Origin of the sequence: Ammonicoccus luteus (assembly GCF_050880385.1) — a bacterium.
Taxonomy (GTDB): domain Bacteria; phylum Actinomycetota; class Actinomycetes; order Propionibacteriales; family Propionibacteriaceae; genus Enemella.
On the sequence record NZ_JBNZCI010000002.1, the window covers coordinates 343,008 to 366,546 of the forward strand.

General features: G+C 68.5%; 23 protein-coding genes and 1 tRNA gene. 6 read left to right on the top strand and 18 right to left on the bottom strand.

Annotated features, from left to right (window positions below; all coding sequences use genetic code 11):
* Positions 1 to 28: 28 nt before the first annotated feature.
* Genes hpt through dacB form a run of 4 tightly spaced genes read right to left on the bottom strand, consistent with a single transcriptional unit; the run spans position 29 to position 3,993 of the window.
* On the bottom strand, positions 29 to 580 hold the full coding sequence (gene hpt, locus ACQ260_RS06950; RefSeq protein ID WP_432558690.1) for a hypoxanthine phosphoribosyltransferase: 552 nt from the start codon (positions 578 to 580) through the stop codon (positions 29 to 31).
* A 5-nt stretch (positions 581 to 585) separates the two neighbouring features.
* Positions 586 to 1,542 (bottom strand): tRNA lysidine(34) synthetase TilS, encoded by a 957-nt coding sequence (gene tilS, locus ACQ260_RS06955; RefSeq protein ID WP_432558691.1) that lies wholly within the window; start codon positions 1,540 to 1,542, stop codon positions 586 to 588.
* On the bottom strand, positions 1,542 to 2,546 hold the full coding sequence (locus ACQ260_RS06960) for a zinc-dependent metalloprotease (protein ID WP_432558692.1): 1,005 nt from the start codon (positions 2,544 to 2,546) through the stop codon (positions 1,542 to 1,544). Before ACQ260_RS06960 ends, tilS begins: the two co-directional genes overlap by 1 nt.
* Positions 2,547 to 2,565: 19 nt before the next feature.
* Positions 2,566 to 3,993: a D-alanyl-D-alanine carboxypeptidase/D-alanyl-D-alanine endopeptidase gene (gene dacB, locus ACQ260_RS06965; protein WP_432558693.1), complete on the bottom strand. Its 1,428-nt coding sequence runs from the start codon at positions 3,991 to 3,993 to the stop codon at positions 2,566 to 2,568.
* Positions 3,994 to 4,085: 92 nt separating this feature from the next.
* Between dacB and ACQ260_RS06970 the strand changes: the two genes are divergently transcribed.
* From ACQ260_RS06970 to ACQ260_RS06980, 3 genes are read left to right on the top strand one after another with little or no spacing between them, the layout of a single operon-like run.
* Entirely contained in the window at positions 4,086 to 4,649 is a 564-nt protein-coding gene (locus tag ACQ260_RS06970) for an inorganic diphosphatase (RefSeq protein ID WP_432558694.1), read from the top strand.
* Complete coding sequence (locus ACQ260_RS06975) at positions 4,650 to 5,648, top strand: TRM11 family SAM-dependent methyltransferase (protein WP_432558695.1); 999 nt, start codon at positions 4,650 to 4,652, stop codon at positions 5,646 to 5,648.
* Positions 5,649 to 5,674: 26 nt separating this feature from the next.
* The gene (locus ACQ260_RS06980) at positions 5,675 to 6,175 is read left to right on the top strand and encodes a SixA phosphatase family protein (RefSeq protein WP_432558696.1); all 501 of its coding nucleotides are present in this window, start codon (positions 5,675 to 5,677) and stop codon (positions 6,173 to 6,175) included.
* A gap of 5 nt (positions 6,176 to 6,180) precedes the next feature.
* On the opposite strand, the gene ACQ260_RS06985 is transcribed toward ACQ260_RS06980, so the two are convergent.
* Complete coding sequence (locus ACQ260_RS06985; protein WP_432558697.1) at positions 6,181 to 7,128, bottom strand: hypothetical protein; 948 nt, start codon at positions 7,126 to 7,128, stop codon at positions 6,181 to 6,183.
* A 206-nt stretch (positions 7,129 to 7,334) separates the two neighbouring features.
* Between ACQ260_RS06985 and ACQ260_RS06990 the strand changes: the two genes are divergently transcribed.
* Complete coding sequence (locus ACQ260_RS06990; RefSeq protein WP_432558698.1) at positions 7,335 to 8,057, top strand: DUF2202 domain-containing protein; 723 nt, start codon at positions 7,335 to 7,337, stop codon at positions 8,055 to 8,057.
* 16 nt (positions 8,058 to 8,073) lie between these two features.
* Here the strand turns inward: ACQ260_RS06990 and ACQ260_RS06995 are convergent, their stop codons facing one another.
* From ACQ260_RS06995 to ACQ260_RS07005, 3 genes are read right to left on the bottom strand one after another with little or no spacing between them, the layout of a single operon-like run.
* A complete protein-coding gene (locus ACQ260_RS06995) occupies positions 8,074 to 9,171 on the bottom strand; it encodes a sensor histidine kinase (RefSeq protein WP_432558699.1) in 1,098 nt (365 codons plus the stop codon).
* Positions 9,168 to 9,869, bottom strand: a complete 702-nt coding sequence (locus ACQ260_RS07000; protein ID WP_432558700.1) for a winged helix-turn-helix domain-containing protein — start codon at positions 9,867 to 9,869, stop codon at positions 9,168 to 9,170. The genes ACQ260_RS06995 and ACQ260_RS07000 overlap by 4 nt, the downstream gene beginning before the upstream one ends.
* Before the next feature lie 21 nt (positions 9,870 to 9,890).
* Entirely contained in the window at positions 9,891 to 10,196 is a 306-nt protein-coding gene (locus ACQ260_RS07005; protein WP_432558701.1) for a ferritin family protein, read from the bottom strand.
* Positions 10,197 to 10,396: 200 nt separating this feature from the next.
* Here ACQ260_RS07005 and ACQ260_RS07010 point away from each other — a divergent pair, with 200 nt between their 5' ends.
* Positions 10,397 to 11,320 (top strand): helix-turn-helix transcriptional regulator, encoded by a 924-nt coding sequence (locus tag ACQ260_RS07010; protein WP_432558702.1) that lies wholly within the window; start codon positions 10,397 to 10,399, stop codon positions 11,318 to 11,320.
* A gap of 4 nt (positions 11,321 to 11,324) precedes the next feature.
* A complete protein-coding gene (locus ACQ260_RS07015) occupies positions 11,325 to 12,284 on the top strand; it encodes an acyl-CoA thioesterase (RefSeq protein WP_432558703.1) in 960 nt (319 codons plus the stop codon).
* 15 nt (positions 12,285 to 12,299) lie between these two features.
* Here the strand turns inward: ACQ260_RS07015 and ACQ260_RS07020 are convergent.
* From ACQ260_RS07020 to topA, 10 genes are all read right to left on the bottom strand, one after another.
* Positions 12,300 to 12,375: transfer RNA gene (locus ACQ260_RS07020), tRNA-Thr, on the bottom strand.
* A 76-nt stretch (positions 12,376 to 12,451) separates the two neighbouring features.
* Positions 12,452 to 13,117 (bottom strand): TetR/AcrR family transcriptional regulator, encoded by a 666-nt coding sequence (locus tag ACQ260_RS07025; RefSeq protein WP_432558704.1) that lies wholly within the window; start codon positions 13,115 to 13,117, stop codon positions 12,452 to 12,454.
* Positions 13,110 to 13,877 carry a VOC family protein gene (locus ACQ260_RS07030; RefSeq protein ID WP_432558705.1) on the bottom strand — a complete coding sequence of 256 codons (768 nt, stop codon included), beginning with the start codon at positions 13,875 to 13,877 and terminating at the stop codon, positions 13,110 to 13,112. Before ACQ260_RS07030 ends, ACQ260_RS07025 begins: the two co-directional genes overlap by 8 nt.
* Before the next feature lie 96 nt (positions 13,878 to 13,973).
* Positions 13,974 to 15,551 (bottom strand): alpha/beta fold hydrolase, encoded by a 1,578-nt coding sequence (locus ACQ260_RS07035; protein WP_432558706.1) that lies wholly within the window; start codon positions 15,549 to 15,551, stop codon positions 13,974 to 13,976.
* A 10-nt stretch (positions 15,552 to 15,561) separates the two neighbouring features.
* Positions 15,562 to 16,449, bottom strand: a complete 888-nt coding sequence (locus tag ACQ260_RS07040; RefSeq protein ID WP_432558707.1) for a PSP1 domain-containing protein — start codon at positions 16,447 to 16,449, stop codon at positions 15,562 to 15,564.
* 62 nt (positions 16,450 to 16,511) lie between these two features.
* Positions 16,512 to 17,315 (bottom strand): DoxX family protein, encoded by an 804-nt coding sequence (locus ACQ260_RS07045; protein ID WP_432558708.1) that lies wholly within the window; start codon positions 17,313 to 17,315, stop codon positions 16,512 to 16,514.
* A gap of 124 nt (positions 17,316 to 17,439) precedes the next feature.
* Positions 17,440 to 18,606 carry a DNA polymerase III subunit delta' gene (locus ACQ260_RS07050; protein ID WP_432558709.1) on the bottom strand — a complete coding sequence of 389 codons (1,167 nt, stop codon included), beginning with the start codon at positions 18,604 to 18,606 and terminating at the stop codon, positions 17,440 to 17,442.
* 30 nt (positions 18,607 to 18,636) lie between these two features.
* The gene (tmk, locus tag ACQ260_RS07055) at positions 18,637 to 19,260 is read right to left on the bottom strand and encodes a dTMP kinase (protein WP_432558710.1); all 624 of its coding nucleotides are present in this window, start codon (positions 19,258 to 19,260) and stop codon (positions 18,637 to 18,639) included.
* Positions 19,257 to 20,741 carry a CYTH domain-containing protein gene (locus ACQ260_RS07060; protein ID WP_432558711.1) on the bottom strand — a complete coding sequence of 495 codons (1,485 nt, stop codon included), beginning with the start codon at positions 20,739 to 20,741 and terminating at the stop codon, positions 19,257 to 19,259. Before ACQ260_RS07060 ends, tmk begins: the two co-directional genes overlap by 4 nt.
* A gap of 3 nt (positions 20,742 to 20,744) precedes the next feature.
* The gene (topA, locus tag ACQ260_RS07065; protein ID WP_432558712.1) at positions 20,745 to 23,531 is read right to left on the bottom strand and encodes a type I DNA topoisomerase; all 2,787 of its coding nucleotides are present in this window, start codon (positions 23,529 to 23,531) and stop codon (positions 20,745 to 20,747) included.
* Between the last annotated feature and the right edge of the window lie 8 nt (positions 23,532 to 23,539).

Sequence of the window (23,539 nt, forward strand, 5' to 3'; positions counted from 1 at the left end):
CGCGTCCTGCCGGACGCCGCAGGTCACGTCAGGAATAGACGTGCGGAGCCAGCGACCCCAGGCACCGCAGGTTGCGATAGCGCCCGCCGTAATCGAGGCCATAGCCCACGACGAACTCATTCGGGATGTCGAACCCGACCCACTTGACATCGACGGCGTTCTCCGCGGCCTCCGGCTTGCGGAACATCGTCATGATCTCGAGGCTGGCGGGCTCACGGGACTTCAGGTTCGACACGAGATAGCTGAGCGTCAGGCCGGTGTCGATGATGTCCTCCACCACGAGCACGTGGCGCCCGGAGATATCGGTGTTGAGGTCCTTGAGAATCCGCACCACGCCTGAGGACTGGGTCCCCGAGCCATAGGACGAGATCGCCATCCAGTCCATCGAGCAGTGGGTGGTCAGCGCCCGGGACAGGTCGGCCATCACCATGACGGCTCCCGTCAGCACACCCACCAGGAGCACGTCCTTGTCCCGATATTCCGCATCGATCTCGGCGGCGATCTCGGCGAGTCGGGCGTCCAGCTCCTCCGCGGTGAACAGCACCCGGTCCAGGTCAGCAGAGATATGAGAGTCGTCCACGACGGTCAGTCTCTCATCACCAGCAGCCGATCCGCGCTCCTGCTCACGCGCAAACCCGGGACCTCGACCCATTTCTGTCCGCGCCAATCGGTGACGAGCGCTTCGACGGCCTTGACGTGGGCGTACGCCGGCTCGGCCGCCCCGTGCGCCAGCAGCCAGCGGCGCAGCACGCGGCGCCGGAGCGCCGGTTCCCTGGGGATGACGCTCACCGCGAGCGCGCCGGCGAGACCTTCGGCGGACACGGCTTCCTCCGCTAGGCGGTCCAGCACTTGGGTGTCGTCGCGGAGCATGACGGCAGTCCGGGCAAGTGCCTCCGCGATCCCGGGGCCCAGTTCGGCCTCGAGCATGGGCATGATTTTCTTGCGGACGCGGACCCGGGCGAACTCCAGGTCGTCGTTGTGGGGGTCGCGCCAGAATTTGGTGTCGAGTTCGGTGCAGGCTGCTTCGGTGACTTCTCGGCGGATCCCCAGAAACGGCCGCACGAAACGATCCCGCGCAGGCGCCATCCCGCTCAACGACCTGGCCCCCGACCCACGTGCCAGACCCAGCAGCACTGTCTCCGCCTGGTCGTCGAGCGTGTGCCCCAGGAGCACGGTCGCGTCGAGTGCATCGGCGACCTCCCCGAGTGCGGCGTGCCGGGCCGTCCTGGCGGAGGCCTCGGGCCCGGTCCCGTCGGGCACCACGGTGACCTCGACGATGTCCGCGGGCAGCCCCACCCGCTCGGCGCGTGACGCCGCCTTCTTGGCGACCGCGGCCGAGTCCTCCTGCAGCCCGTGGTCGATCACGATCGCCCGCGCCGGCGCGCTCCGCCGCTTGGCCACGATCGCGGTCGCGGCCACCAGCGCCAGGGAGTCAGCCCCTCCGGAACAGCCGACGATCAGGCCCCTCACCGAGTCGTCCAGGGCGTGCTCGACCGCCGCCACGAGCTGGGCCATCGCCGGCCCGAGCGCCTTCTTCGCCATCAGGCCTCCATCCGTTTCAGCCACCGCGCGGGATCGTGGATCTCCGCCAACAGCGGCAGCGTCTCAGCCGACTCGAATGCCCGGTTGAGCCCTTCGATCCCAACCGCGGCGATGACATGGCGGCAGAATTTGGCGCCGTCCCGGTATTGCGCCAGCTTCACATCCATCCCCAGCAAGCGCCGCACAATCCGGTCGAGCCCGGGCCGGCCGTCGCGCCGCGTCTCGAACCGGGAGCGGATCTGACCGACGGAGCGAATCACCCGCGGCCCGACGCGGTCCATCACGACATCGGCATGCCCCTCGAGCAGGGACATGACGGCGGTGACCCGCTCGAGAGTGGATTTCACGTCCACCGTGTCGGGCAACAGGTCGAGCAGCGTCAGGTTGCGCACCCCGCGACCGGTCACGATCCGGGCGAGCTCCTGCCAGCCGGGGGCGGCCATGTCGGTGAGACCGGCGACGACCCGCGCCTGCTCCCGCAGGTGCTCCCGCAGCCACGGGAAAGCCGTGAACTGCACGCGATGGGTCTCCTCGTGGAGACACACCCAGAGCCGGAAGTCCTTCGGGTCGACCCCCAACTGCGTCTCCGCCTGGACGATGTTGGGCGCCACCAGCAGCAGCCTGCCGTCGGGCGCCGCGCTCGACGGCACGAACACATCGAACTGGCCGAGCACCTTGGTCGACAGCCAGGCCAGCACGCCGCCGATCTGGGCTCCAGCGAGCATTCCGGTCGTGGTCTGTTCCGCTCTGCCGGGCACCAGCGCCGACAACGATTCGACGTTGGCCCGCACCCACATCGTGCGATCGGCGACGATCACGGGCGCGGTGTCCGTCGGCGCGTCGATCCGGGCCGTCTCCCGCACCAGTCCCTGCGCGTCGCGCGCGAAGCGCTGCAGATCGGTGATCGCCCGCTTCGCTTGGTCGTCGCCCACGCGCGGTCCCGGCGGTGCCAGACGAATCGCAGTCGCAGCCGCGGCGGGCCAGTGGAGTTCGGGGGTGGTCATGGTGGTGAGGGTACGCGGATCAGCCACGGCAGCCACAGGCCGCCAGCGTCGCGGTAATGCGGTCGAGCCACACCCGGGTCTTGTATTCCTCCTGCTCGCCGTTGACCACAAAGGCATAGACCAACCAGGACCCATCACCGGTGCGGACGTACCCGGCGAGCGAGTGGACGTTCGTGAGCGTGCCCGTCTTGGCGCGGACCAGACCACGGCCCGGCTGCGTACCCTCCTCGACGAAGCGGCCCGCGAGGGTGCCCTCGACGCCCGCCACGGACATCCCGGTCGGGATCGCCCGATAGCGGTCCGCACCGGGTTTGACGGCCACTTGGACGGCATGGGTCAACGAGCTGGCCGAGACGCGGTTGGCACGGGACAGGCCGGAGCCGTCGACAACCCGCATCCCATCGCTCCACGCCCCGAGCTCGGTGAGCACGTCCGCCATGGCCTCCTGCGCATCGGTGATCGACCCGCTGCGACCGTCTGCGCGTCCGACGTGCCGGAACAGGACCTCGGCGGCGTCGTTGTCGGAATAGATCAGCACCTGCTCGACGATGTTTTCCACCGGCATCGACTCGACCTGCGCCAGTTCGGTCGCCACTTCCGGAGCCTCGCCGCGGGTGATCGCACCGACCTGGACGCCGCGGCGTTTCAGTTCGGCGACGAACGTGTCGGCGGCGACCTGCGGCGGATCGGCATCCCGCCGACCGATCGCCGCGCCCCGCGGGCGGGCGCCATCGACCCAGAGCGCCGACGTCTCGGCGACGTAGTCGCGATAGACCGGAATCCAGTCGGGGTTCCACCCCGGTCCGGCGAACAGTGAGGTGTCGACGACCAGCTCGACAGGGCCGGTCGTGGTCAACTCCGTCGCGGTCTCGGCCGCGAGATCGAGAATCGAGCTGCGGGCGGGCGGGCCCCCGGCGGGACCCTTGGACAGATAGGGATCGCCGCCGCCGACGAGATAGAGCCGCGCCGGCTGAGTTGGATCCCGGAGCACGCGCGTGGCGAAGCGGTGGTCCGGGCCATAGACCTCGAGCGCGGCCAGACTGGTGAGGACCTTCAACGTCGAGGCCGGGACCGCGACGCCTTCCGGGTTGTCGGCATAGAGGGTCTGTCCGGTGCTCTCGTCGATCACGAGCCCGAACGATTCGCCCTGCACAGGCCCGAGGGCGGCGATCCGCGCGGCGACCTCGTCGGCCGTCGTGCCCGGGACCGGGCTGGTGTCCGGGAGCACGGGTGCACTGGGCGCCGCGGGCAGGACGGTCGACCGGGCATCCGGTCGGTGGAAAACCGTGGGGTCAACGGTTGGCGCGCCACCGTCGCGATACAGGCCGAGGGCGTACAAACCCGTCCGGGTCCCCGCCCACAGGACCCCGGACGCCAACCCCAGCACGAGCAGCAGGACCACACCGATGAGCACGGTCCCGCGCAGGAGCAGGCCTCTGCTGGTCATGGGACGTCCTTCCGGTGGTCTCGGCCCAAGGCGACGCCTGGTCAGCGCTAGGCTGCGTCCGTTCACAACAACACCAACCGAAAGGGTCAGCCGTGACCGAAGAGTACTCCGCGCCGGCAGGCCAGGGAGCGCCCGTGGGCGCCAGGTTCGATGTGACCGTCGAGATTCCGAAGGGCCAGAAGAACAAGTACGAGGTCGACCACGCCACCGGGCGCATCCGACTCGACCGCACGCTGTTCACCTCGACGCAATATCCGTCGGACTACGGCTATATCGAGGGCACCCTCGGTGAGGACGGCGACCCGCTGGACGCCCTCGTGCTCATCCCCGAGGCCACGTTCCCCGGCTGCCTCATCGAGTGCCGGGCGATCGGCATGTTCCGCATGACCGACGAGGCCGGCGGCGACGACAAGGTGATCTGCGTGCCGTCCGACGACCACCGTCAGGACCACCTGCAGGACCTCGAGGATCTGCCGACCCACCAGGTGCTGGAGATCGAGCACTTCTTCTCCGTCTACAAGGACCTCGAGCCGGGCAAGTCGGTCGAGGGCGCCACGTGGGCGGGCCGCGTCGAGGCCGAGGAAGAGATCGCGGCCTCCATCGAGCGCGCCAAGGGCACTCCCTATGAGCATCCCACCGGCTCCGGCGCGCACTGAGTGAGCCATCTGCTGTTGCTGTCCCCGGCGGCCAATCGGGTGTACGCCGGGGCGGCCGGATCGCTCGTTGCCGCTGAGCTCGAGATCTGCACGGGGCTGGCCGCGACGCCGGTGACGCTCGCCGAGGTCGACTATCTGTCGTTCGACGCGGCGTCGTTGAGCTCCGAAGAGTTGGCGGCAGTCGCGAGATCGTCGGCGCGGCTGGCTCTGTTCGAGCGAGCGGGAGACCTCCTGCGGCCCGTCGCCTTGCCGACGGTCGACGTGCTCGACGACGATTTCGTCAGCATCCCCAAATATCAGGGCAAGACCAACGAACAGTTCACGCGCCTGCTGCTGAACGTGACGCGTGCCGCAGCGGAACCGCCGGCCGGTCGGCCGGTCACCGTCCTCGATCCGCTGTGCGGCCGCGGGACGACGTTGGCGGTCGCCTGGACGCTCGGGCTGCACGCGGCGGGGGTCGAGGCGGACGTCAAGGCGTTCGAGGCGATGGGCGCCTTCTGGAAGACGTGGCTGCGCCGCAAACGGCTGAAGCACAGCGCCGACATCACGCCCGTGCGCCGCGAGGGCAAATCCATCGGGCGGCGCTTCGACGCGAAGGTGCGGATATCCGAGGGTGAGCTCACGGCCACGGTTTTCACAGGCGACACCAGGGACTCGGCCAAGCTGTTCGGGAAAAAGAAGTTCGAGCTGATCGTCGCCGACGCCCCTTATGGCGTCGTCCACGGGTCACGGACGGATGTGAAGGGCGTCGCCGGCAAGCGCGACCGTTCCCCGGCCGGTCTTCTCGGTGAGGCCGTCGACATCTGGGCCGGGCAGCTCGCACCGGGCGGAGCGTTCGGGCTGAGCTGGAACACCCTGGGTCTCTCCCGGGAAAAACTCACCGCGATGGTCGCCGACGCCGGGCTCACCGTCCTCGACGACGGCCCGTGGCTGCGATTCGGCCACCGGGTGGACTCGTCGATCCACCGCGACATCCTGGTGGCCCGCCGGACGTCCTGACCGACAACCCTGCATAGACTGCGGCCATGGCTGCTGACCCGCGTCTGTTGCTCCTGATGCGTCATGCCGACGCCGTCACGTTCGCCCCGGGCCTAGGGGACGTCGACCGACCGCTGTCCGACCACGGCGAGCAACAGGCACGCCGGGCGGGTGCGTACTTGGTGGAGAACGACCTCACGCCCGACGCAGCCCTGTGCTCGGCGGCGGTCCGCACCCGCCAGACCGCCGGCCTGCTCGGCCTGAGCTGCGCGGTCCGGCATGAGGAAGCGCTTTACAACGCCGGGTCCGACACTATCCGCGAGATCATCGGCACGGTTGACGAGGACGTCCGTGTGTTGCTGGTCGTCGGCCACGCTCCCGGCGTGCCCACGCTCGCTCACGCGCTCGCCGACGAGGCACGGTCGGATCCGCAGGCCTTCACCGCCATCCGGTGGGGCTTCCCCACCGCGACCTTGGTCGGCCTCGAGATGGGTGGCACTTGGGCAGAACCGGAGCCCGGTCCCGTGCTCTTCACATTCCAGGGCTGACGCGGCTATTCGTTGGCTTCGTATCGCACGCCCGTCGTCGAGAACCCCACCCGTGTGCCGGGCTCGCCGTAACCGCCATAGGCAAGCAGCGTCGTCCCCTGTCGGTTGACGCCGCGATAGGTCGTCGACAAGTCGAGGCCCTGGGCGGCGACGCTCACCGTGAAGTCCTCGCCCGTCTGTTCGCAGGTGAACGTGAGGTCACCCGGGTTGAGGTGATCGCCGTTGTGAGTGGACGGCTGGCCGAAGGATTCCCATTCGCTGCCGACCAGCTTGTAGTTCTGCACCGTGCCGTCGGCCTTCACCTCCACCTGGAAGGCGTCGGTCAGTTCCCTGTTCACCACCGTCGAGCCGCATTTGATACCGACGAAACTCTCTCCGCCGTACCCCTCGAACGAAACGCCCTCGAGCGTGACAGTCGACTTCTGCACGTTGCCCTGCGCCCAGCCTTCGGTTTGGGTATGCCACCAATCTGTGGATTCCTCATCGGCGGGGATGGTCGCGGAGATATGCAGCCGACCGCCCTCGAAGGAGCAGTTGTTGTCGCAGTCCCAGCCATCCACGGGGCCGTTGGCGAACTGGCTGTTGGCGGAATAGCGCCCGTCCGCCGAGCCCGTCGGCGTCGTCGGACCGGTGGTCGGCGTGCTGCCGGCCCCAGGACTCTGCGGAGTGACCGGCTGCTGCGCGGGCTTCGCGGCGGGTCGCAGCGTGAAGATTCCGACAACGACCAGAGCCAAGACAGCGACTGCCGCCGCGACGATGCCGACCACCAGACCCTTGCCGGGCGGCTTTTTCCCCGAGCTGGGGTCCTGCCCTCCTCCGGCGGGCGGCCACTGCTGCGGCCGGAACGTGTCCGGCTCGAACGACTGCTGGGGCTGCCAATGCGAACCGTGCGGCTGCTGTGGCGGCCATGGCCCACCGGGCGGGCCCTGCGGCGGAGTGGGCGGCTGATTCATCGATCCTCCTGGGCCAGGCTTCTCGCTGAGAGTCCATGCCGAACGCAGACTCCCACCTGAGGGGACCTTCTCACGCACCAAGAGTGCGACAGGGCGAACCGGCTTCACACTTTCATCACATTTCAGGCCGGACCGCCTTCACAGTGGCGCAGTGAAATAGTGGTGAGGAAGCAAATCGTGCTCCTCCAGACCTGGGAGTGAGTGACATGACCACCAGGAAGTCGTTCGGGCTGGCCGCTGCCGCAGTGACAGCGTTCGCCCTTCTGGCCGCCGTGCCGGCGTACGCCGGACCGCCCACCGACCGCCCCGACCCCGGCACCGGACCCCGGGCCACCGCCATGGCGACCGCCCCGCTGAGCGACGCGGAGAAGACCGACATCGCCTTCATGCGGGATGAGGAACGGCTGGCCAAGGAGCTCTACGAGACCTTCGACGAGAAGTGGGACGTCCGCCAGTTCGAGCGCATCGCAAAGAGCGAACAGCGCCATTTCGATGCCATGGGTCGCGTCATCTCGCGCTATCAGCTGCCGGATCCGTCGGCGGGCGCGGAAGTCGGGAAGTACGCCGACCCCGCACTGCAGGAACTGTGGGACGACTGGTATCAGCGCGGGATGGAGTCCAAGGAGGCCGCGATCGCGGTCGGCATCGAACTGGAGAAGGCCGATATCAGCGACCTGCAGGAGGCCATCGAAACCTCCGACAACGCCGACCTCGACCGGGTCTACGGCAACCTGCTCAAGGGCTCGGAGAACCACCTTCGTGCGTTCGAGGCCGCAGCCCGCGGTGAGACCGTCGGCCTGGGCCAGGGCCAAGGCCGGATGGACCAAGGCCAAGGCCGGATGGGCCAGGGCCGGGGCCGGATGGGCCAGGGCAACGGCGCGGGTGCCCAGCAGGGCCCGATGGACCGGGAGAACTGCCCGAACCGCTGAAGGTCCGCAGGCAGTCTCAGACCAGCGGCAGGGTGAGGGTAAGGGTCGCGCCCTTGCCCGGCCCCGGCGAGTTGGCCGTGAGCTCTCCACCGTGGGCGCGGACGATATCGCGGGCGATGGTCAACCCGATGCCCGAGCCCGCGGTGTCGCGGGCGCTCGGCGCTCGATAGAAGCGTTCGAAGATCTTCGTCAGTTCGTCGGTCGTGAGACCCACGCCGTTGTCGGTCACGGTGAGCCGGGCGACGGCCCGGCCACCCTCGTTCGTGCGGGCGATCCCGAGCAGCACTTCCCCTCCGGTGCGCTCGCGGGTCGCCCGCAGCGCGTTGCCCAGGAGATTCCCGACCACCTGACCGATGCGATCCGCATCTGCGCGGGCGATGAGTTTGCCCGTGACCAGGCTGTGCAGGCGCACGTCGGCCTCCTCGAACTGCGGCTCGAACCGCTCGGCCGAGCGGCGGACCAGCGCCGCGAGGTCCACCTCGGCCATCTCCAGTTCGAGCCGCCCCTCCTCGACGCGGGACAGCGTGGAGAGGTCGTCCGTGAGACGCCGGAGCCTGCGCACCTCCGTGCTGATGCTTCCGAGCCGTTCCGCGTCTGCGACGAAGACGCCGTCGATCATGCCCTCGACGTAGCCGTCGATCACGGTCAACGGGGTGCGCATCTCGTGCGCGACCTCCGAGATCAGCCGGACCCGACGCGCATCGGTCGTCGCCAGCGCCCCGGCGAGAGCGTTGACATCGTCGGCGAGTTCGGCGAGTTCCGTGGTGCCCGGCCGGGCCACCTCCAGCCGATAGTCGCCGGCCGCCAACTGCTTGGTGGCGTGCTGCATCTCGCGCAACGGCGCGAGCAATCGCCAGGACAGCAGCAGCCCCAGGACGATCGCCAGGAGCACTCCGGCTATCACGCCGACGATCAGTGCCTGATCGACCGACGTGGCGACGATCTGCCACATCTGACCGCCCTGCCCACCGCGACCGCGGCCCATGCCGAGGCCATGCGACGCCTCGTCATAGAGCCGCGGCACCAGCAGGCGGACCAGCAGCGCGGTGACCAGGCCACCGACCAGTGCCACCGCCAGATGTGTGATGAACAACCGGATCGACAACCGCTTCATGCCCGCTCCCCGACGAACTTGTATCCCACCCCCCGCACAGTACGGATGAAGCGGGGGGCGGTCGCATCGTCGGACAGTTTGCGGCGCAGGTTGCCGATGTGCACATCGACCACTCGCTCGTCGCCGAAGAAGTCATAACCCCAGACCTTCTCCAGCAACTGCACCCTCGAGAACACTCGGCCCGGTGCCTCCGCGAGGGCGACCAGCAGGTCGAACTCCAGTGCCGACAGCTCGACCGCACTCCCGTCGACACTCAGCTCGCGCTCGGTCGGGCGTACCTCCAGCCCAACGAACCGCAACCCCTCCGGTTCCGCAGGCCCACGATCGCGCCGCATGATCGCCTTCACGCGGGCGACCACCTCGCGGGGACTGAACGGTTTGGTCACGTAGTCATCCGCACCCACCGCGAGACTGATCAGCTTGTCGATCTCCTCGCTGCGGGCGGTGACGATCATCACGTAAGCCCCCGCCCGCGCCGGGTCCGGCAACGCCCGGAGTTGCCGCAGGACTTCAATCCCGTCGGTGTCGGGCAGGCCGACGTCCAGCAGGATCATTTCCGGGGACTCGGCATCGACGACCGCCAGCGCGCGGGCAGCGGTCTCGGCTTCGAGGACCGTGAACCCGTCGGCCTCCAAGTAGGCCTTGAGCACTTCCCTGATCTGCGGCTGGTCGTCGACGACCAGCACGGTGGGCCCCATGGTCTCAGCCCCCGCGATGCGTCAGTCCTTGCCCATCGCCTCTTCTTCGACCTCGACGATCGAGCCCTCGGTGTTGATATAGGTGTTGAGTTCCTCATCGAACTTGGGGTTGCGACGGCGCAACCATTCGATGAGCATCGAGGCGTGCTCGATCTCCTCGTCACGGTTGTGTTCGAGGATCTTCTTCAGCTCGGGGTCGACGGCCTTCTCGGCGCGCTGGTTATACCAATCCACCGCCTCCAGCTCTTCCATCGTGGAGACGATCGCGCGGTGCCAATCCAGGGCTTCGTCACTGAGGTTTTCTTCGTGCAGACCTTCGCTCGCCATGTCTCTCCTTCGCGCTCGACGTTCCCTCCATCCAAACACACGTCGCCGACAGCCTCCGGCGGTGGGTGGAACCGGGCTGAGCCCCGTCACCGGCCGCCCCATGACAACATCGATCTCATGGTGAAGCCGCTCGCCCGGGCGGCGGTCCACACGATGCACCGCACCACCTGATCGCGGCGCATCCCGACCGAGGGGGAAGCATGGCCGGCAACGAACTCGGGGAGTTCCTCAAAGCCCGGCGGGCAATGGTCGCACCGGACCCCGCGCTCTTGGCCGAGCTCCGGCCCCGTCGCGTGCCGGGCCTTCGCCGCGAGGAGGTCGCCCAGCAGGCGGGGCTCAGCCCGGACTACTACACGCGCCTCGAGCAGGGCCGACATCGATCCCCATCCGAAGGCGTGCTCAACGGGCTGGCCGATGCGCTGCAACTGGACTCGTCGGCGCGTCAGCACCTCTTCGCGCTCGCCCGGGCCGCCACGGGCACCACCGGATCGGTCGCAGCCGACCGCCGGGTCCAGCGCGTGCGCCCGTCACTGCACCAACTGCTGGCGTCGATCCCTCACCTGCCCGCATTCGTCCGGGGTCGGCGCACCGACGTTCTCGCGATGAACCCGTTGGCCGGATTCGTCCTGCACGACTTCATGGCCGAACCGGTGCGACAACGGAATCTGCTGCGCTGGGCGCTGCTCGATCCCGAGGCGCGGACCCGCTATCGGGACTGGGCAGCGACCGTGCGCTCCATGGTGGGGACGCTGCGGATGGACGCCGGGCGGCATCCCGACGACCCTCTGCTCAAGGAACTCGTCGGCGACCTGGCGGTGCAGTCCGAGGAGTTCCGCAACTGGTGGGCGGAGCAGCGCGTCGTCGAGCGGACGGCGGGCGTGAAGAGGTTCAACCACCCCGTGGTGGGAGAGTTGGACGTGGATTACGAGGCCCTCGATGTCGCGGGCGAGGAGGATCAGACGCTCTTCATCTATACGACGCGAGCCGGGTCGGAATCCGAGAGAAAGATGCGCCTGCTCGCCGGATGGGTCAACGAGCAGGCCGAATCGGCTCCGGATCCGGACACCGGGGAGTCGGCAGGTGGGCAGGGGCTTCCCCGGGAAGCCTCGGATCGGGAAGAGTGAGGCCATGTCGAACAATGAACTCACATTCCGGTTCCTCGCCGCCCCTACCGACATCGGCCTCCAGGGCAAAGTGCCCGGCGGGCGCGTGCTGGAGTGGATCGACAAGGCCGCCTATGGCATCGCGGTCGCGTGGGCGAAGAAGCCCACCGTCACCGCCTATGTCGGCAACGTCGTGTTCAACCATGCGATCGCCAACGGTGAGTTGGTGGAGACCAATGCCCGGATTGTGCGCACCGGCCGCACCAGCATGACGATCCTCGTCACGGTGCGTGCGGGCTCGCCGCGCAGCAACGAGATGCACGAGGCCTGCCGCTGCGCACTGGTGTTCGTCGCCATCGACGAGAACGGCAGGAGCGTCGAGGTCCCGCAGTTCACGCCGGAGACCGAGCTGGACAAGAAGTTCTTCGCCGACGCCGAGGAACTCGACAAGTCCCGCAAGGAGATCGAGCAGCTGATGAGCCGCGCTTCTTACACCGAAGCCGGCCAGGGCGAGCGCATCACCATGCGGTTTCTCGCCAAGCCGACCGATGTCAACTGGGGCGGCAAGGTCCACGGCGGCACGGTCATGGGGTGGATCGACGAGGCGGCATATGCCTGTGCTCAGCGGTGGACCGGTGGTGAGGCGATTGCGGTGTACGCAGGTGGCGTCCGCTTCTATCGCCCGATGATCATCGGGCACCTCGTGGAGATCGAGGCCCGGTTGCTGCACACCACGGACAAGACCATGCACATCTCCGTGCACGTCCGGACGGGCGATCCGACAACCCGACTCATGGAGCTCAACTGTCACTGCCTCATGGTGCTCGTCGGCCTCGATGACGACGGTGAGCCGACCGAGGTCACGCAGTGGCGGCCGACGATCGGTGAGGACATCGCGCTCGACAAGCACGCGCAGGACCTCCAGAACGCGCGGCAGTCGCACGGCTATATGGACCTGTTCGTCGCTCCGGCCGGGAAGGCGTGAGGACCCGCAAGAGAATGGAGCCGCCTGGGGGAGTCGAACCCCCGACCTACTCATTACGAGTGAGTTGCTCTGCCTACTGAGCTAAGGCGGCGTGGCCAGCGCACCGACCAGTGGAACACTATAGCGACTCCGGCGTTCTGCCCACAAATGGCCGCCGGGGTCGCCGGTCAGTCGCCCGCTGCTCGGGAAACGACGCCGCGAAGAGCGGCGTCCACCACGAACTCCGCCATGTTCGTGACCATGCCGGGGGGCAGGTCACGCAGTGGACCTTTGGTGGCGAGCACCGCGTACCCGTGCACCGTCGACCAACAGAACAGGTCCGCCCCGAACCGCTCGTCCTCGGCGAGTTCCCCGGTCTCGACGAGCGCGTCGAGCGCGTCGCCGAGGAGTTGATAGGGCGTCCGCCCCTCCTCCCCCGCCGCTTCCAATGCCTCGGCGCGCTCCAGGTCACGCAGGACGAAGAACGCGACCTCGAACCAGCCCGGTTCGGAGAGCGCGAACTCGATGTACCCACGCCCCACCGCCCGCAGCAGCCCCCGAGCCCGCTCCGTCGGATCCTCGGTCGTGATCTCGTGGACATGACGAGTGATGACGTCGGCGAGCCGGGCGTGGGCCGCTTCCGCGACCGCCTGGACGAGTGCTTCGCGGGATTGGAAGTGCCGGTACGCCGCCCGCGGCGTCACCCCGGCTCGGCGGGTGACCTCGCGGATCACGATCGCCTCGGGCCCTCCGACCCTTGCCAGGGCCAGCCCGGCCTCGACGAGCGCCGGGCCGAGCTGACCGTGGTGATAGGTGTCGCGGGGGTGATCGGCGGCGGGCTCGGGGTCAGGCATCGCCCTTGCCCGTGAACACCACGAAGGTCTCTCCATCCGGCCCGGACGCCGACGCGAACCGGCCGAACTCGAAGTCGGTCGGCTCGCCGAGCGTCTTGCCGCCGGCCCGCTCGATCCGCTCCAGAGCGGTTTCGATCCGGTCGACGTGGAAGCAGACGTTCCAGCCGGGGGTCGAGCCGTCAGCGGCCTGCCCGATGCCCCCGGCCGGTCGGTCCGGTTGCGTGGGGACCGTGTACAACGCGTACCCCTCCCCCATCGGCTCGTACGCGAACCCGAACGCATCGGCGAAGAAAGCCGAGGCCTTGTCGAAGTCTGCGGACATGAGGTCGCACCACGCGACCGAGCCCGGCTCGTCGACGACCCCGAAGCCTTGATGCTCGGCACCCTGCCAGGCGCCCACCAGGGCACCCGTCGGATCGGTCCAGAGACCCATCTTTCCGAAGGGGCCGACCTGCATGGGCTCCATGACCGGGTGACCGCCCGCGGCCTTGACCGCCTCGTGGGTCTTGTCGATGTCGTCACTGCCGAGATAGACGACCCAGGCGGACTGGTCATCCCAGCCGGGCATGGGCGGGGCCATGGCCGCGACCGTGCGGCCGCCCACGGTGGCATTGGTGTAGCCCCCGAATTCCGGCTCGCCGCCGGTGTATTCCCAGCCGAAGACGTCTTGATAGAACTTCTTGCTGCGCTCGAGATCGGTGACGGTGATGTCTGCCCAGCACGGCTCGCCGGGGTGCCAAGGGGTGGTGTGGTCGGCCATGGGTGGTTCCTTCTTGGATTCCGAGTCGGACCTCCCGACTCATGTATACAGCGTATACACATGTCCACGGCGTGGACAATAGGTGCTCGGCACCTTTCATTGACAGTTCTCGTCCGCTGTCGGCGGCTCTTGCGTGAAATAGCGGACCACAGCTTGGTCGACGCAGTCCGAGCGGCCTCCGTAGGTCCCGTGTCCCGGCCCGTGGTAGGTCAGCAGGACCCCGGAGGCGAGCTGCCGCGCCATCGTCTGAGCGTGTTCATAGGGCGTCGCGGAGTCGCCGGTCGCGCCGATCACGAGGATGGGCGCGGCCCCTTCCGCGGTCACGGGTTCTGGTGCGGGCACGGGCCGGACCGGCCAGAGGGGGCACAGATAGTCCGCGCCGAAATACGGTCCCAGCACGGGTGCCTTCTCGTTCTGTTCCGTGGCGCGCTGATCGGCTCCGGCGACACCCCGGTCGCCCTCATCGAGGCAGCGGATCGCGGTGAAGGCAGCAAGCCTGTTGTCATAGGTCCCGTCGTCGCGGCGGGCGTTGTAGAAATCCGCCATCTGAAGCAGGAGCGCGCCATCGCCGGCCCGGGCCCGCTGCAGCGCGTTGCGCAACAGGCTCCACTCGTCCTCGGCTCCGTAGAGCGCAACGATCACACCCGTGACCGCCTGGGACTGGGTGAGTCGTCGATCGCCCACCCGAAGTGGACGGTTGTCGAGGCGGTCGAGGAGGTTGGTGACGGCACGAAGCACGCTGTCCCGGTCACGCCCCAGCGAGCATCGCTCCGCCGCACACCAATCGGCGAAGTTCTGCAGCGCACGATCGAAGCCGGTCGCCTGAATGACCTCCTCGGCACCGGTGATGTCGACCGCGCCGTCGAGCACGATCCGCCCCACGCGCTCGGGGTGCGTGTGGGCATAGCGCGAACCGATGTCGGTGCCATAGGAATAGCCGAAGAAGTTGAGCTTCTCGTCACCGAGCAGTGCCCGGAGCAGGTCGAGATCGGCGACCGTGTCGTGGGTGGAGATGTGCTGCAGGAGACGGCCGGAGTGCTCGAGGCAGGCTCGGCCGAACCCCTCGCTTGCCCGCAGAAGGCCCTCTCGTTCGGCGTCGTCGTCGGGAGACACGTCGACGTCGAAGAATTCGTCGAGGTCGGCGCCGTCGGCGCACGCGACCGGGGTGGAGCGTCCCGTTCCCCGCGGATCCCAGCCCACGATGTCGAATTGCTCAAGACCCTTCCGGGCAAACCTTGCAGCGAGTCCAGTGCCGGGTTCGCCCGGGCCACCCGGATTGACGAAGATCGTCCCGAGTCGCGGCTGAGCAGTGGCGGGGACCCGCAGCAGAGAGAGCGTGAGTGCCACGTCGCCGTCCGGGTCAGCCCAGTCGAGCGGGGCCAGAACTTCGGCACACTGGTGAGCCCCGCCCCGGCAGGGCCCCCAGGTCACTGCCTGCTGTCGATAGCGTTCCAGGCCGAGACCCGGCGGCGGACCGACGAGCCCCTCCGGTCGCACATCGGGCACGGGCGGGCTCGGGCGATCCGGCGAGGTGCGCGGCGGGACTTGGGGCGTGGTGCTGGGCGCCCCGGCTGGCGTGTTGGGTTCGGGGCGCGGGTCCTGACCCCCCGGGAGCATCGAGCATCCGACCATCAGGGTCATCAACCCGGCGGGGACGGCTAGGCGGAGACGCACGAGAAGCAGCCTAGGAGTCTTCTCCAACATTCTTGATCCGGCGACGGCGAGGTCGCCTTCCCTTTGTCTCTGCCGCCTCGTACGCCGCGCGGGCTGCACACGAATCAGCCCTCGTGCACGGCGCCACTTCCCCACTCTCCGACATCCGCAGGACGACCGAGTCGGTCGGCACGCTGTGGCCGATCACCCTGGCCTCGCCTTCCTCGGTGAGAACCGTGGACCCGATTGCCGGGGCGTCGCGGGTGAACTCGACATAGAGCGGGTGCTCATATTTGAGGCAGCACATGAGCTTTCCGCAGGCACCCGAGATCGCGAGCGGGTTGGGGGAAAGGTGCTGGTCCCGGGCGAGGCGCAGCGTGACCGGCTCGAGTTCGGTCTTGAAGCTGGCGCAGCACAGGTCGCGCCCGCAATGGCCGACCCCGCCGATCAGGCGGGCGGCGTCCCTCGTCCCCACCTGACGCAGGTCGATTCGGGCGTTCAACGTCCGCGCCAGGTCGCTGACGAGGATCCGGAAATCCACCCGTCCCGGTGCGGTGAAATAGATGACGGCCTCACGATCGACCTCGTCCGACTGGTCCAGCCAGTCGACCCCGACGAGCTTCATCGGCAGTTTGTGGCGCCGGACGAGTCGGTTGGCAACGACCCGGACCTCCGCCCGTCGCTTGCGGTTGATCGCATCCCGCGCCAGGTCCTCCGCGTCGGCGAGACCCAGACACACCGGCAGGTCCGCGCGTTCCAGACCGGCGACCTCCTCCGGCGCCCAGACGCATTGTGCGACTTCCGGTCCCGACTCGGTCGGCACGAGCACGTGGTCACCGACCCGCACCTCGAACGGCCCAGGATCGACATAGCTCAAGCGCCCATGGGGAGTGAAGGTCACGGCCATGACGGATCGCATGGGCTCACCCTAGAGGGAAAAGGACCGAGCGGGCCCCCGGGCCTAGTTGCACTCGAGAGGGCTCACACGGCTTCGGCCGACCGGCGGCGCCGGAACGCGGCGTCCACGCTCCAGCCGCCCGCCCCCACGAACAGGAACAGCAGTCCGACTCCAGCGAGCAACAACTCCAGCTCACCCGAAAGGGCGTTCCCTGCGAAGGGGTTGGTCACCCAGTGCACGAACACGAGGGCACCGATCCCGATGGCAGCGAGACCAAGGCCTGCAACTCGGGTGAACAGACCGAACAACAGCGCCAGTGCGATCGCGACCTCGGCGCCCGTCAACACAAAGGACATGATCACCGGCTCCGGAATGACCGTGTTCGCCAGCATTGCCTGCACCGACTGGATGTCGAGAGCCTTCGCGAAGCCATGCAGGCCGATGATCGCGGCAGCGACCACGCGCAGCAGGAACAGCCCGAGCGAGCCGAAGAACCTGTCGGTGTTGCGGACGATGACAGGAGCGCCCGCCTGCTGCTCGACCACCGGTTCGTCGGACAACTGCTCGGGGGCGCGGCGGCGAGTGCCCAAGGCCCTGTCGCGTTCGGTCCGGCGGCGTTCCCGGGCCGTGACAGGATCCTCCGGGCCATCGGCAGCAGCGGTTCCGGCACCCGCAGCCGGAAGGACCGCGGTCTCCTCGGGACCGGCCGCAGGCTGGAGTTTGGTGCGTTCGTTGCCGGCCGCGGAGGGGGCTACCGTTTCGCCGTCCGCTGAGCGCAGATCGCCGAACTTTGGCCGCGGCAACGCGCTGACCGGCTTGGTATCGGCTTCCGTGTCCTTGGGTGCCTTGCTGGCGCCGGACCGGGAGGGAGCTTCACGAAGACTCATTGGCGGGACCTTTGCTGCAGGGGAAGAGTTCGAACCAAGCAGCCCGACGCACCGGCGCCAGGTGCCTGCAGGCCAGTCTGTCAGGAACGTCCGGCCGAACCCGTGAGCGACACGGCTCCCCGGATCAGTCGAAGCGCTGTGCTTCGACGAGCGCGATCATCATCGCCTCGACCGCCAGGAGGGGGGCAACGTTGGTCGCCAGCGCGGTGCGGCAAGCGAGAATCGCATCGATCCGACGGATGGTCGTCTCTGCGGTCGAGCTGCGTGCGGCAGCCATGAGCTGGTGCTCGAGGTCGGGGTTGATCAACCGCGCACCGGCACCCGTTTGAAGGGTGAGGACGTCCCGGTGATACGTCGTCAGCTCCGTGAGGGCGCGGTCGATCGCGTCGCGCTGCAGCCGCTTGGCCCGGGCTTTCTGCTGGTCCTCAAGAGCCTTGAGCGCGGTGGCTGTCTGCCGGGGCCGGGCGCCCTTCGTGCCGAACCCAAGAGCTTCCTCCAGCTCCGCCCGCTCCGCCCGGTCGAGTTCGCCGGTGGCTGCCGACGCCTCGGCCGCGCACGATTCCACGAGGTTGGCCGCCGCGGTGAGGCACGGCCCCAGACCCGTGAGTCGGCCCGGCAGGAGGAGAACCTCCCGGCGTCGGGCGCGCGCGTCCTCGTCCCGGGCGAGCTTGCGGGCCCGGCCGATGTGGCCCTGCGCGGCCCGGGCCGCGTGCTCGGCCATCGCAGGATCGATGCCGTCCCGGTTGGTGAGCAGTTGGGCGACCGCGGCGTCCGAGGGCGTGGTCAGCGTGAGGAGGCGACATCTGGAGCGGATCGTGGCCACGACGTCGTCCGCGGTGGGCGCGCAGAGGATCCACACCGTCTTCGTCGCGGGCTCCTCGATGCTCTTCAGCAGGGCATCGGCGCCGCGGTCGGTGATGCGATCGGCGTCCTCGACCACGATCACCTGATAGCGGCCGAGGGTGGGGCTCATCTGGGCCCGCCTGGCAAGCTCCCGCACTTCGTCGATGCCGATCGACAACAACTCGGTCCGCACGAGGGTGACGTCGGGGTGCGCCCCGGACAAAGAGGTGCGGCAGGCCTGACACTCACCGCATCCGCCCGCTGCACACTGCAGCGCAGCAGCGAATGCACGCCCCGCGTTGGACCGCCCGGAGCCCGGTGGCCCGGTGATGAGCCAGGCGTGGGTCATCGCGTGGGCCTTGCCGGCGACAGCGCGCTGCAGGACGGCGACCGCCGGCTCTTGGCCGACGAGTTCCGACCAGATGCCGGGCAGCGTGGGGGTGACCATGTCGTTCACTGTGCCAGACGCGGGCGACATTCAAGCGCGGGCTGCGGCGATCAGTTCCGCCACTCGGGCGCGCACCGCCGCCACGTTGTGTTCCAGCTTGTCCCGCGCGTGGAGCACCAGATAGCGCTCGGGAGCGGCCTCGGCACAGGCGAGGAAGCCTTGCCGGACGCGCTGGTGGAACTCTGCCCCGGCGTCCTCGAGGCGATCGCGGTCGGTCTTCTGGTGGACCGCACGCGCGGGCTCGACATCCATGAGGATCGTCAGGTCGGGGACGATGTCCGCAGTTGCCCAGCGCGCGAGATCGGCGACCTCCTGGGCACCCAGCTGCCGCCCGACGCCCTGATAAGCGATGAGTGAGTCGACATAGCGGTCGCAGACGACCATGACACCGGAGGCCAGTGCGGGTCGGACCTTCTCATAGAGATGTTGCGCCTTGTCCGCCGCCAACAACAGCGCCTCGGCCCGCGGATCGATGTCGCCGGTGGCGGGATCCAGCACGATCTGGCGGAGTTTCAGTCCCACGGGGGTATCGCCCGGCTCGTGGGTCACCAGCACCCTGTGGCCTTCGTTCTGCAGCCATTCTGCGAGGTGCCGGACCTGGGTGCTCTTCCCCACCCCGTCCCCGCCCTCGAACACGACGAACAGACCTCTCAACGCTTCTCCCGTGATCGACGTTTTCCTGCCGCCCGTCCTGCTTTCGGACGGCTCGCGGCTTCTTCCCTGACTTCGGCGTCGCGCACGAGCCGCGGCCGTTGGCGGGCCCAGCGCGCAAGGAACTCCGTGCGTGCCGCACCCTGGTCGGCGAAGAGGCGCTCGAACCGTCGCCCCGCGGCAAAGGCCTCACGAGAGGTGAGTGACCCCACGTCCAGCCCTGCGTACTCCTCCGTGACCCGCACACAGTCGACCAGTCTCCGCGCCAGCCGGGCCGCCCGCTCGCCGATCCGGCCGACCCGCGCGCTCGGTCGGATCTGGACGTGACAACTGTCGATGACGCCGGCCGCGGCGGCCAGGGCCGACTGCCAGGCGGAATCCTCTGCACTCATGCCGAGCGCGTCACACGCGATGACGAATTCGCCCAGTCGTGCGCCCAACTCCCCCGCCAGGGCGACGCCTGCGGGTTCGGCCGCCTGCCCACCCAGCGCGGGAGCCCGAACGGCGGACACGAGCCGGTCCAGCACCCGCAGATATCGCTCCCCGTTCACCACCGTGTCCGCTCGGTCGGGATCGGCCAGTTCGGCGAGCAGCCCGTCCAATTCCGCGACCAGGTCCCGCGCCCACGCGGGATCCAGCAGCGGGATGAAACCGAGAAACTGTGCCCGAATCTCGCGCAACCGCTCCACCAAGTCCTGATGTGCCCCGGGCGCTCGCGCACGCAGCGCGAGATCCGCGTGGGTTACCTCCCGCATGCGGCGGCCGATCCGATAGCTCCACACCTGTTCGAGGGAGTCGCCCGGCTTGCAGTCTCGCGGCGGAGGAAAATCGCTCAGTCCGGTGGCCGGGGCGCCGATGCGTTGGGCGAGGGTGGGGAACTCGAGTACGCGCGAAGCGCCCACGCCGCACAGCACTTCCGTCAGCCAGGTGATCTGCGGGCTCTGCAAGCGGTCCTCCACTCCGGCGATGGTGACCTCGCGATAGCTCGCCGTCACCACCCCACTGGACCGGACCTGCACGCGGTCGTCCCGCAGCACCGCCAGCAACTCGGCCCGATCCCCGCGCAGCGTGAACTCCTCGCGATCGCACGTGAGGGCCACGACCGGGCCGAGGGGCGCGCCCCTGCGGAACGGCCTGACGAGATCCGCGAACGTCTCCGGCAGGTCGACATCGCCCATCTGCTCGACGCGCTCGGTCGGCAGCCAGGGTGCCCATTGGTCGCTGGCCAGATACCACTCCCCACGCCCGTCGACGACCCGGTGGGCGAGCCAGACGCCGGCGCGCACCAGCCGCAGGTCCGGGGCATCGAGGACGGTGACGTCGATGGTGTAGGGCTTGTGTTCGCCTGAGCGCAGCGCGATGCTGCACAGCCCGATTTCGGGTTTGATCAGGCGCCCGGGCGCGGCGGTGAAGGGCAACTCGAATCGGCGTACCTCACCGATCGGTTCGAGCACCGTCCGCTGCCGCCGCGCCTGCCTCGCCATCGCTCACTCGCCGCTCGCCGTCGTGGTCTTCTTCGCCGCGGCCCGAGCGGGGGCCTTTTTCGCGGGGGTCTTCTTCGCGGTCGTCCGCTTGGCCGCGGTCTTCTTGGCGGGGGCTTTCTTGGCCGCGGTCTTCTTGGCGGTCGCCTTCTTCGCCGGAGCCTTCTTAGCCGGACCCTTGGCCCGCTTCTCAGCCAGCAATTCCGCCGCTCGCTCAGCGGTGACGGTCTCGACATCGTCGCCACGGCGGAGGGTGGCGTTGGTCTCGCCGTCGGTGACATAGGGACCGAAGCGGCCGTCCTTGATCACCATCGGCTTGCCCGTTGCAGGATCCTCCCCCAGTTCCTTCAGCGGCGGCTTGGCCGCGGCACGGCCGCGGCGCTTGGGCTGTGCGTACAGCGCCTCCGCCTCCTCCAACGTCACCGTGAAGATCTGGTCCTCGGTCTCCAGCGACCGCGAGTCGGTGCCCTTCTTGAGATAGGGCCCGTAACGACCGTTCTGGGCCGTGATCTCGACCCCGTCGGCGTCCTTGCCCACCACGCGGGGCAGGTTCAGCAACTGCAGGGCCTGCTCAAGGCTCACGTCATCGATGGTCATGGTCCGGAACAGCGATCCGGTGCGTGCCTTGGCGGACTTGGGTGCGTCCTCGGGCAGCACCTCGGTCACGTACGGCCCGAACCGGCCGTTGCGCGCGACGACCGGGTTGCCGGAATCGGGATCGATGCCGAGCTCGCGCTCCTCGCCCATGGGCTTGGACAGCAGTTCCCGTGCGTACTCCACCGTGAGCTCGTCCGGCGGGAGATCGTCGGGAACGTTGGCGCGCTTCTCCTCGCCCGTCTCGACGTAGGTGCCGTAGCGGCCGACCCGCACCACGATCCCGGACTCGCCGGTCTCCAGGTCCTCGCCGCCGAGCGGGAACGTCGACAGCTTGCGGGCATCGATGTCACCGAGCCCGTTGACCAGCGCGTGGAGACCGCGTTCGTCGCCCGCGCCGTACCAGAACTCCTTCAGCACCTCGAGCCGCTGCATGTCGCCCTTGGCGATCTCGTCGAGGTCCTCCTCCATCGAGGCCGTGAACTTGTAATCCACGAGCTTCGGGAAGTGCTCCTCCAGCAGTCGCGTCACCGCGAACGCCAGCCATGTCGGCACGAGCGCCGAACCCTTCTTGAACACATAGTCGCGCGAGGTGATCGTGCGGATGATCGACGCATAGGTCGACGGTCGCCCGATCTCCAGCTCCTCGAGCTTGGCGACCAACGACGGCTCGGTGAAGCGCGCCGGCGGCTTCGTCTCGTGCCCGGAGGCAGTCACCTCATCGGCTTCGAGCTGCTGGCCCTGCGTCAGCTGCGGGAGGCGCGTCTGCGCGTCGTCCGACTGGCTGCCCTCGCGCGCTTCGTCGACCGCTTCCACATAGGCCTTGAGGAACCCGTGGAACGTGATCGTGCGCCCGCTGGCGGTGAACTGACAGGCGCTCACCGGTTGATCGACAAGTTGCGCGGGTTCGGGGAGGCGGGCGTCGATGCGTACGCTGATCGACTGCCCCTCGGCGTCCTTCATCTGGCTTGCGATGGTGCGCATCCAGATCAGCTCATAGAGCCTGAACTGGTCGCCGACCAGCCCTGTCTGGGCCGGGGTCTGGAACACCTCACCCGCAGGGCGGATCGCCTCGTGCGCCTCCTGGGCGTTCTTGACCTTGGACGCATAGACGCGCGGGGCGTCCGGCAGATAGTCCGGCCCGAAGAGCTGCCGCACCTGGTTGCGGGCGGCGTCGATGGCCTGGGCCGACAGCGCGACCGAGTCGGTTCGCATATAGGTGATGTAGCCGCCCTCATAGAGGTCCTGCGCCACCGACATCGCCCGCTGCGCGGTGAAGCCGAGCTTGCGACCCGCCTCCTGCTGCAAGGTGGTGGTGCGGAACGGCGCATAAGGCTTGCGGCGATATGGCTTCGACTCGACACCGGCGACCGACCAGGCGGCCTTCTCCAGCGCGGACGCCAACGTGGTCGCCTGGGGTTGATCGAGATGCACCAGGTTCTGCCCGGTCAGCACGCCAACCGAATTGAAGTCGCGGCCCTGAGCGATCCGCCGCTCCCCCACCGTGGTGAGCCGGGCGGGGAAGAGCCGGGGCTCGGCGTCCGCCCCCGCATCGAGGATCGCGTCGAGATCCCAGTACGCCGCCGACCGGAACGCGATCCGGTCGCGCTCCCGGTCCACCACCAGGCGGGTCGCGACCGACTGGACACGGCCCGCGGAAAGCCCCTGGGACACCTTGCGCCAGAGCACCGGCGAGACCTCGTAGCCGTAGAGCCGGTCGAGGATGCGCCGGGTTTCCTGCGCATCCACGAGATCGGTGTCGAGGTCGCGCGGGTTGGCGACCGCCTCCGCGATGGCCTGCGGGGTGATCTCGTGGAACACCATCCGCTTGGCCGGGACCTTCGGCTTGAGTTCCTGCAGCAGGTGCCATGCGATGGCTTCACCCTCGCGGTCACCGTCGGTGGCGAGGAGCAGTTCGTCGACCTCCGCAAGGGCGCTCTTGAGCGCCCGGATGGTGGCTTTCTTGTCCGCGGAGACCACATAGAGCGGCTCGAAGTCGTTGTCGATGTTCACGCCGGTGCGGGTCCACGGTTCGCCCTTGAACTTCGCCGGGATGTCCGACGCCCGCATCGGAAGGTCACGCACGTGGCCGCGGCTGGACTCCACGACATAGCCGTCGCCAAGGTAGCTCGCGATCTTGGATGCCTTCGTGGGCGACTCCACGATCACGAGGCGACGCACGGGTGCCTGAGTAGCCAACGGAAACC

Bases quoted from the DNA above. Each gene is read 5' to 3' on its own strand.
- tilS (WP_432558691.1), bottom strand. From the start codon at position 1,542: ATGGCGAAGAAGGCGCTCGGGCCGGCGATGGCCCAGCTCGTGGCGGCG.
- ACQ260_RS06960 (WP_432558692.1), bottom strand. From the start codon at position 2,546: ATGACCACCCCCGAACTCCACTGGCCCGCCGCGGCTGCGACTGCGATT.
- dacB (WP_432558693.1), bottom strand. From the start codon at position 3,993: ATGACCAGCAGAGGCCTGCTCCTGCGCGGGACCGTGCTCATCGGTGTG.
- ACQ260_RS06980 (WP_432558696.1), top strand. From the start codon at position 5,675: ATGGCTGCTGACCCGCGTCTGTTGCTCCTGATGCGTCATGCCGACGCC.
- ACQ260_RS06985 (WP_432558697.1), bottom strand. From the start codon at position 7,128: ATGAATCAGCCGCCCACTCCGCCGCAGGGCCCGCCCGGTGGGCCATGG.
- ACQ260_RS06990 (WP_432558698.1), top strand. From the start codon at position 7,335: ATGACCACCAGGAAGTCGTTCGGGCTGGCCGCTGCCGCAGTGACAGCG.
- ACQ260_RS06995 (WP_432558699.1), bottom strand. From the start codon at position 9,171: ATGAAGCGGTTGTCGATCCGGTTGTTCATCACACATCTGGCGGTGGCA.
- ACQ260_RS07000 (WP_432558700.1), bottom strand. From the start codon at position 9,869: ATGGGGCCCACCGTGCTGGTCGTCGACGACCAGCCGCAGATCAGGGAA.
- ACQ260_RS07005 (WP_432558701.1), bottom strand. From the start codon at position 10,196: ATGGCGAGCGAAGGTCTGCACGAAGAAAACCTCAGTGACGAAGCCCTG.
- ACQ260_RS07010 (WP_432558702.1), top strand. From the start codon at position 10,397: ATGGCCGGCAACGAACTCGGGGAGTTCCTCAAAGCCCGGCGGGCAATG.
- ACQ260_RS07015 (WP_432558703.1), top strand. From the start codon at position 11,325: ATGTCGAACAATGAACTCACATTCCGGTTCCTCGCCGCCCCTACCGAC.
- ACQ260_RS07025 (WP_432558704.1), bottom strand. From the start codon at position 13,117: ATGCCTGACCCCGAGCCCGCCGCCGATCACCCCCGCGACACCTATCAC.
- ACQ260_RS07030 (WP_432558705.1), bottom strand. From the start codon at position 13,877: ATGGCCGACCACACCACCCCTTGGCACCCCGGCGAGCCGTGCTGGGCA.
- ACQ260_RS07040 (WP_432558707.1), bottom strand. From the start codon at position 16,449: ATGCGATCCGTCATGGCCGTGACCTTCACTCCCCATGGGCGCTTGAGC.
- ACQ260_RS07045 (WP_432558708.1), bottom strand. From the start codon at position 17,315: ATGAGTCTTCGTGAAGCTCCCTCCCGGTCCGGCGCCAGCAAGGCACCC.
- ACQ260_RS07050 (WP_432558709.1), bottom strand. From the start codon at position 18,606: ATGGTCACCCCCACGCTGCCCGGCATCTGGTCGGAACTCGTCGGCCAA.
- ACQ260_RS07060 (WP_432558711.1), bottom strand. From the start codon at position 20,741: ATGGCGAGGCAGGCGCGGCGGCAGCGGACGGTGCTCGAACCGATCGGT.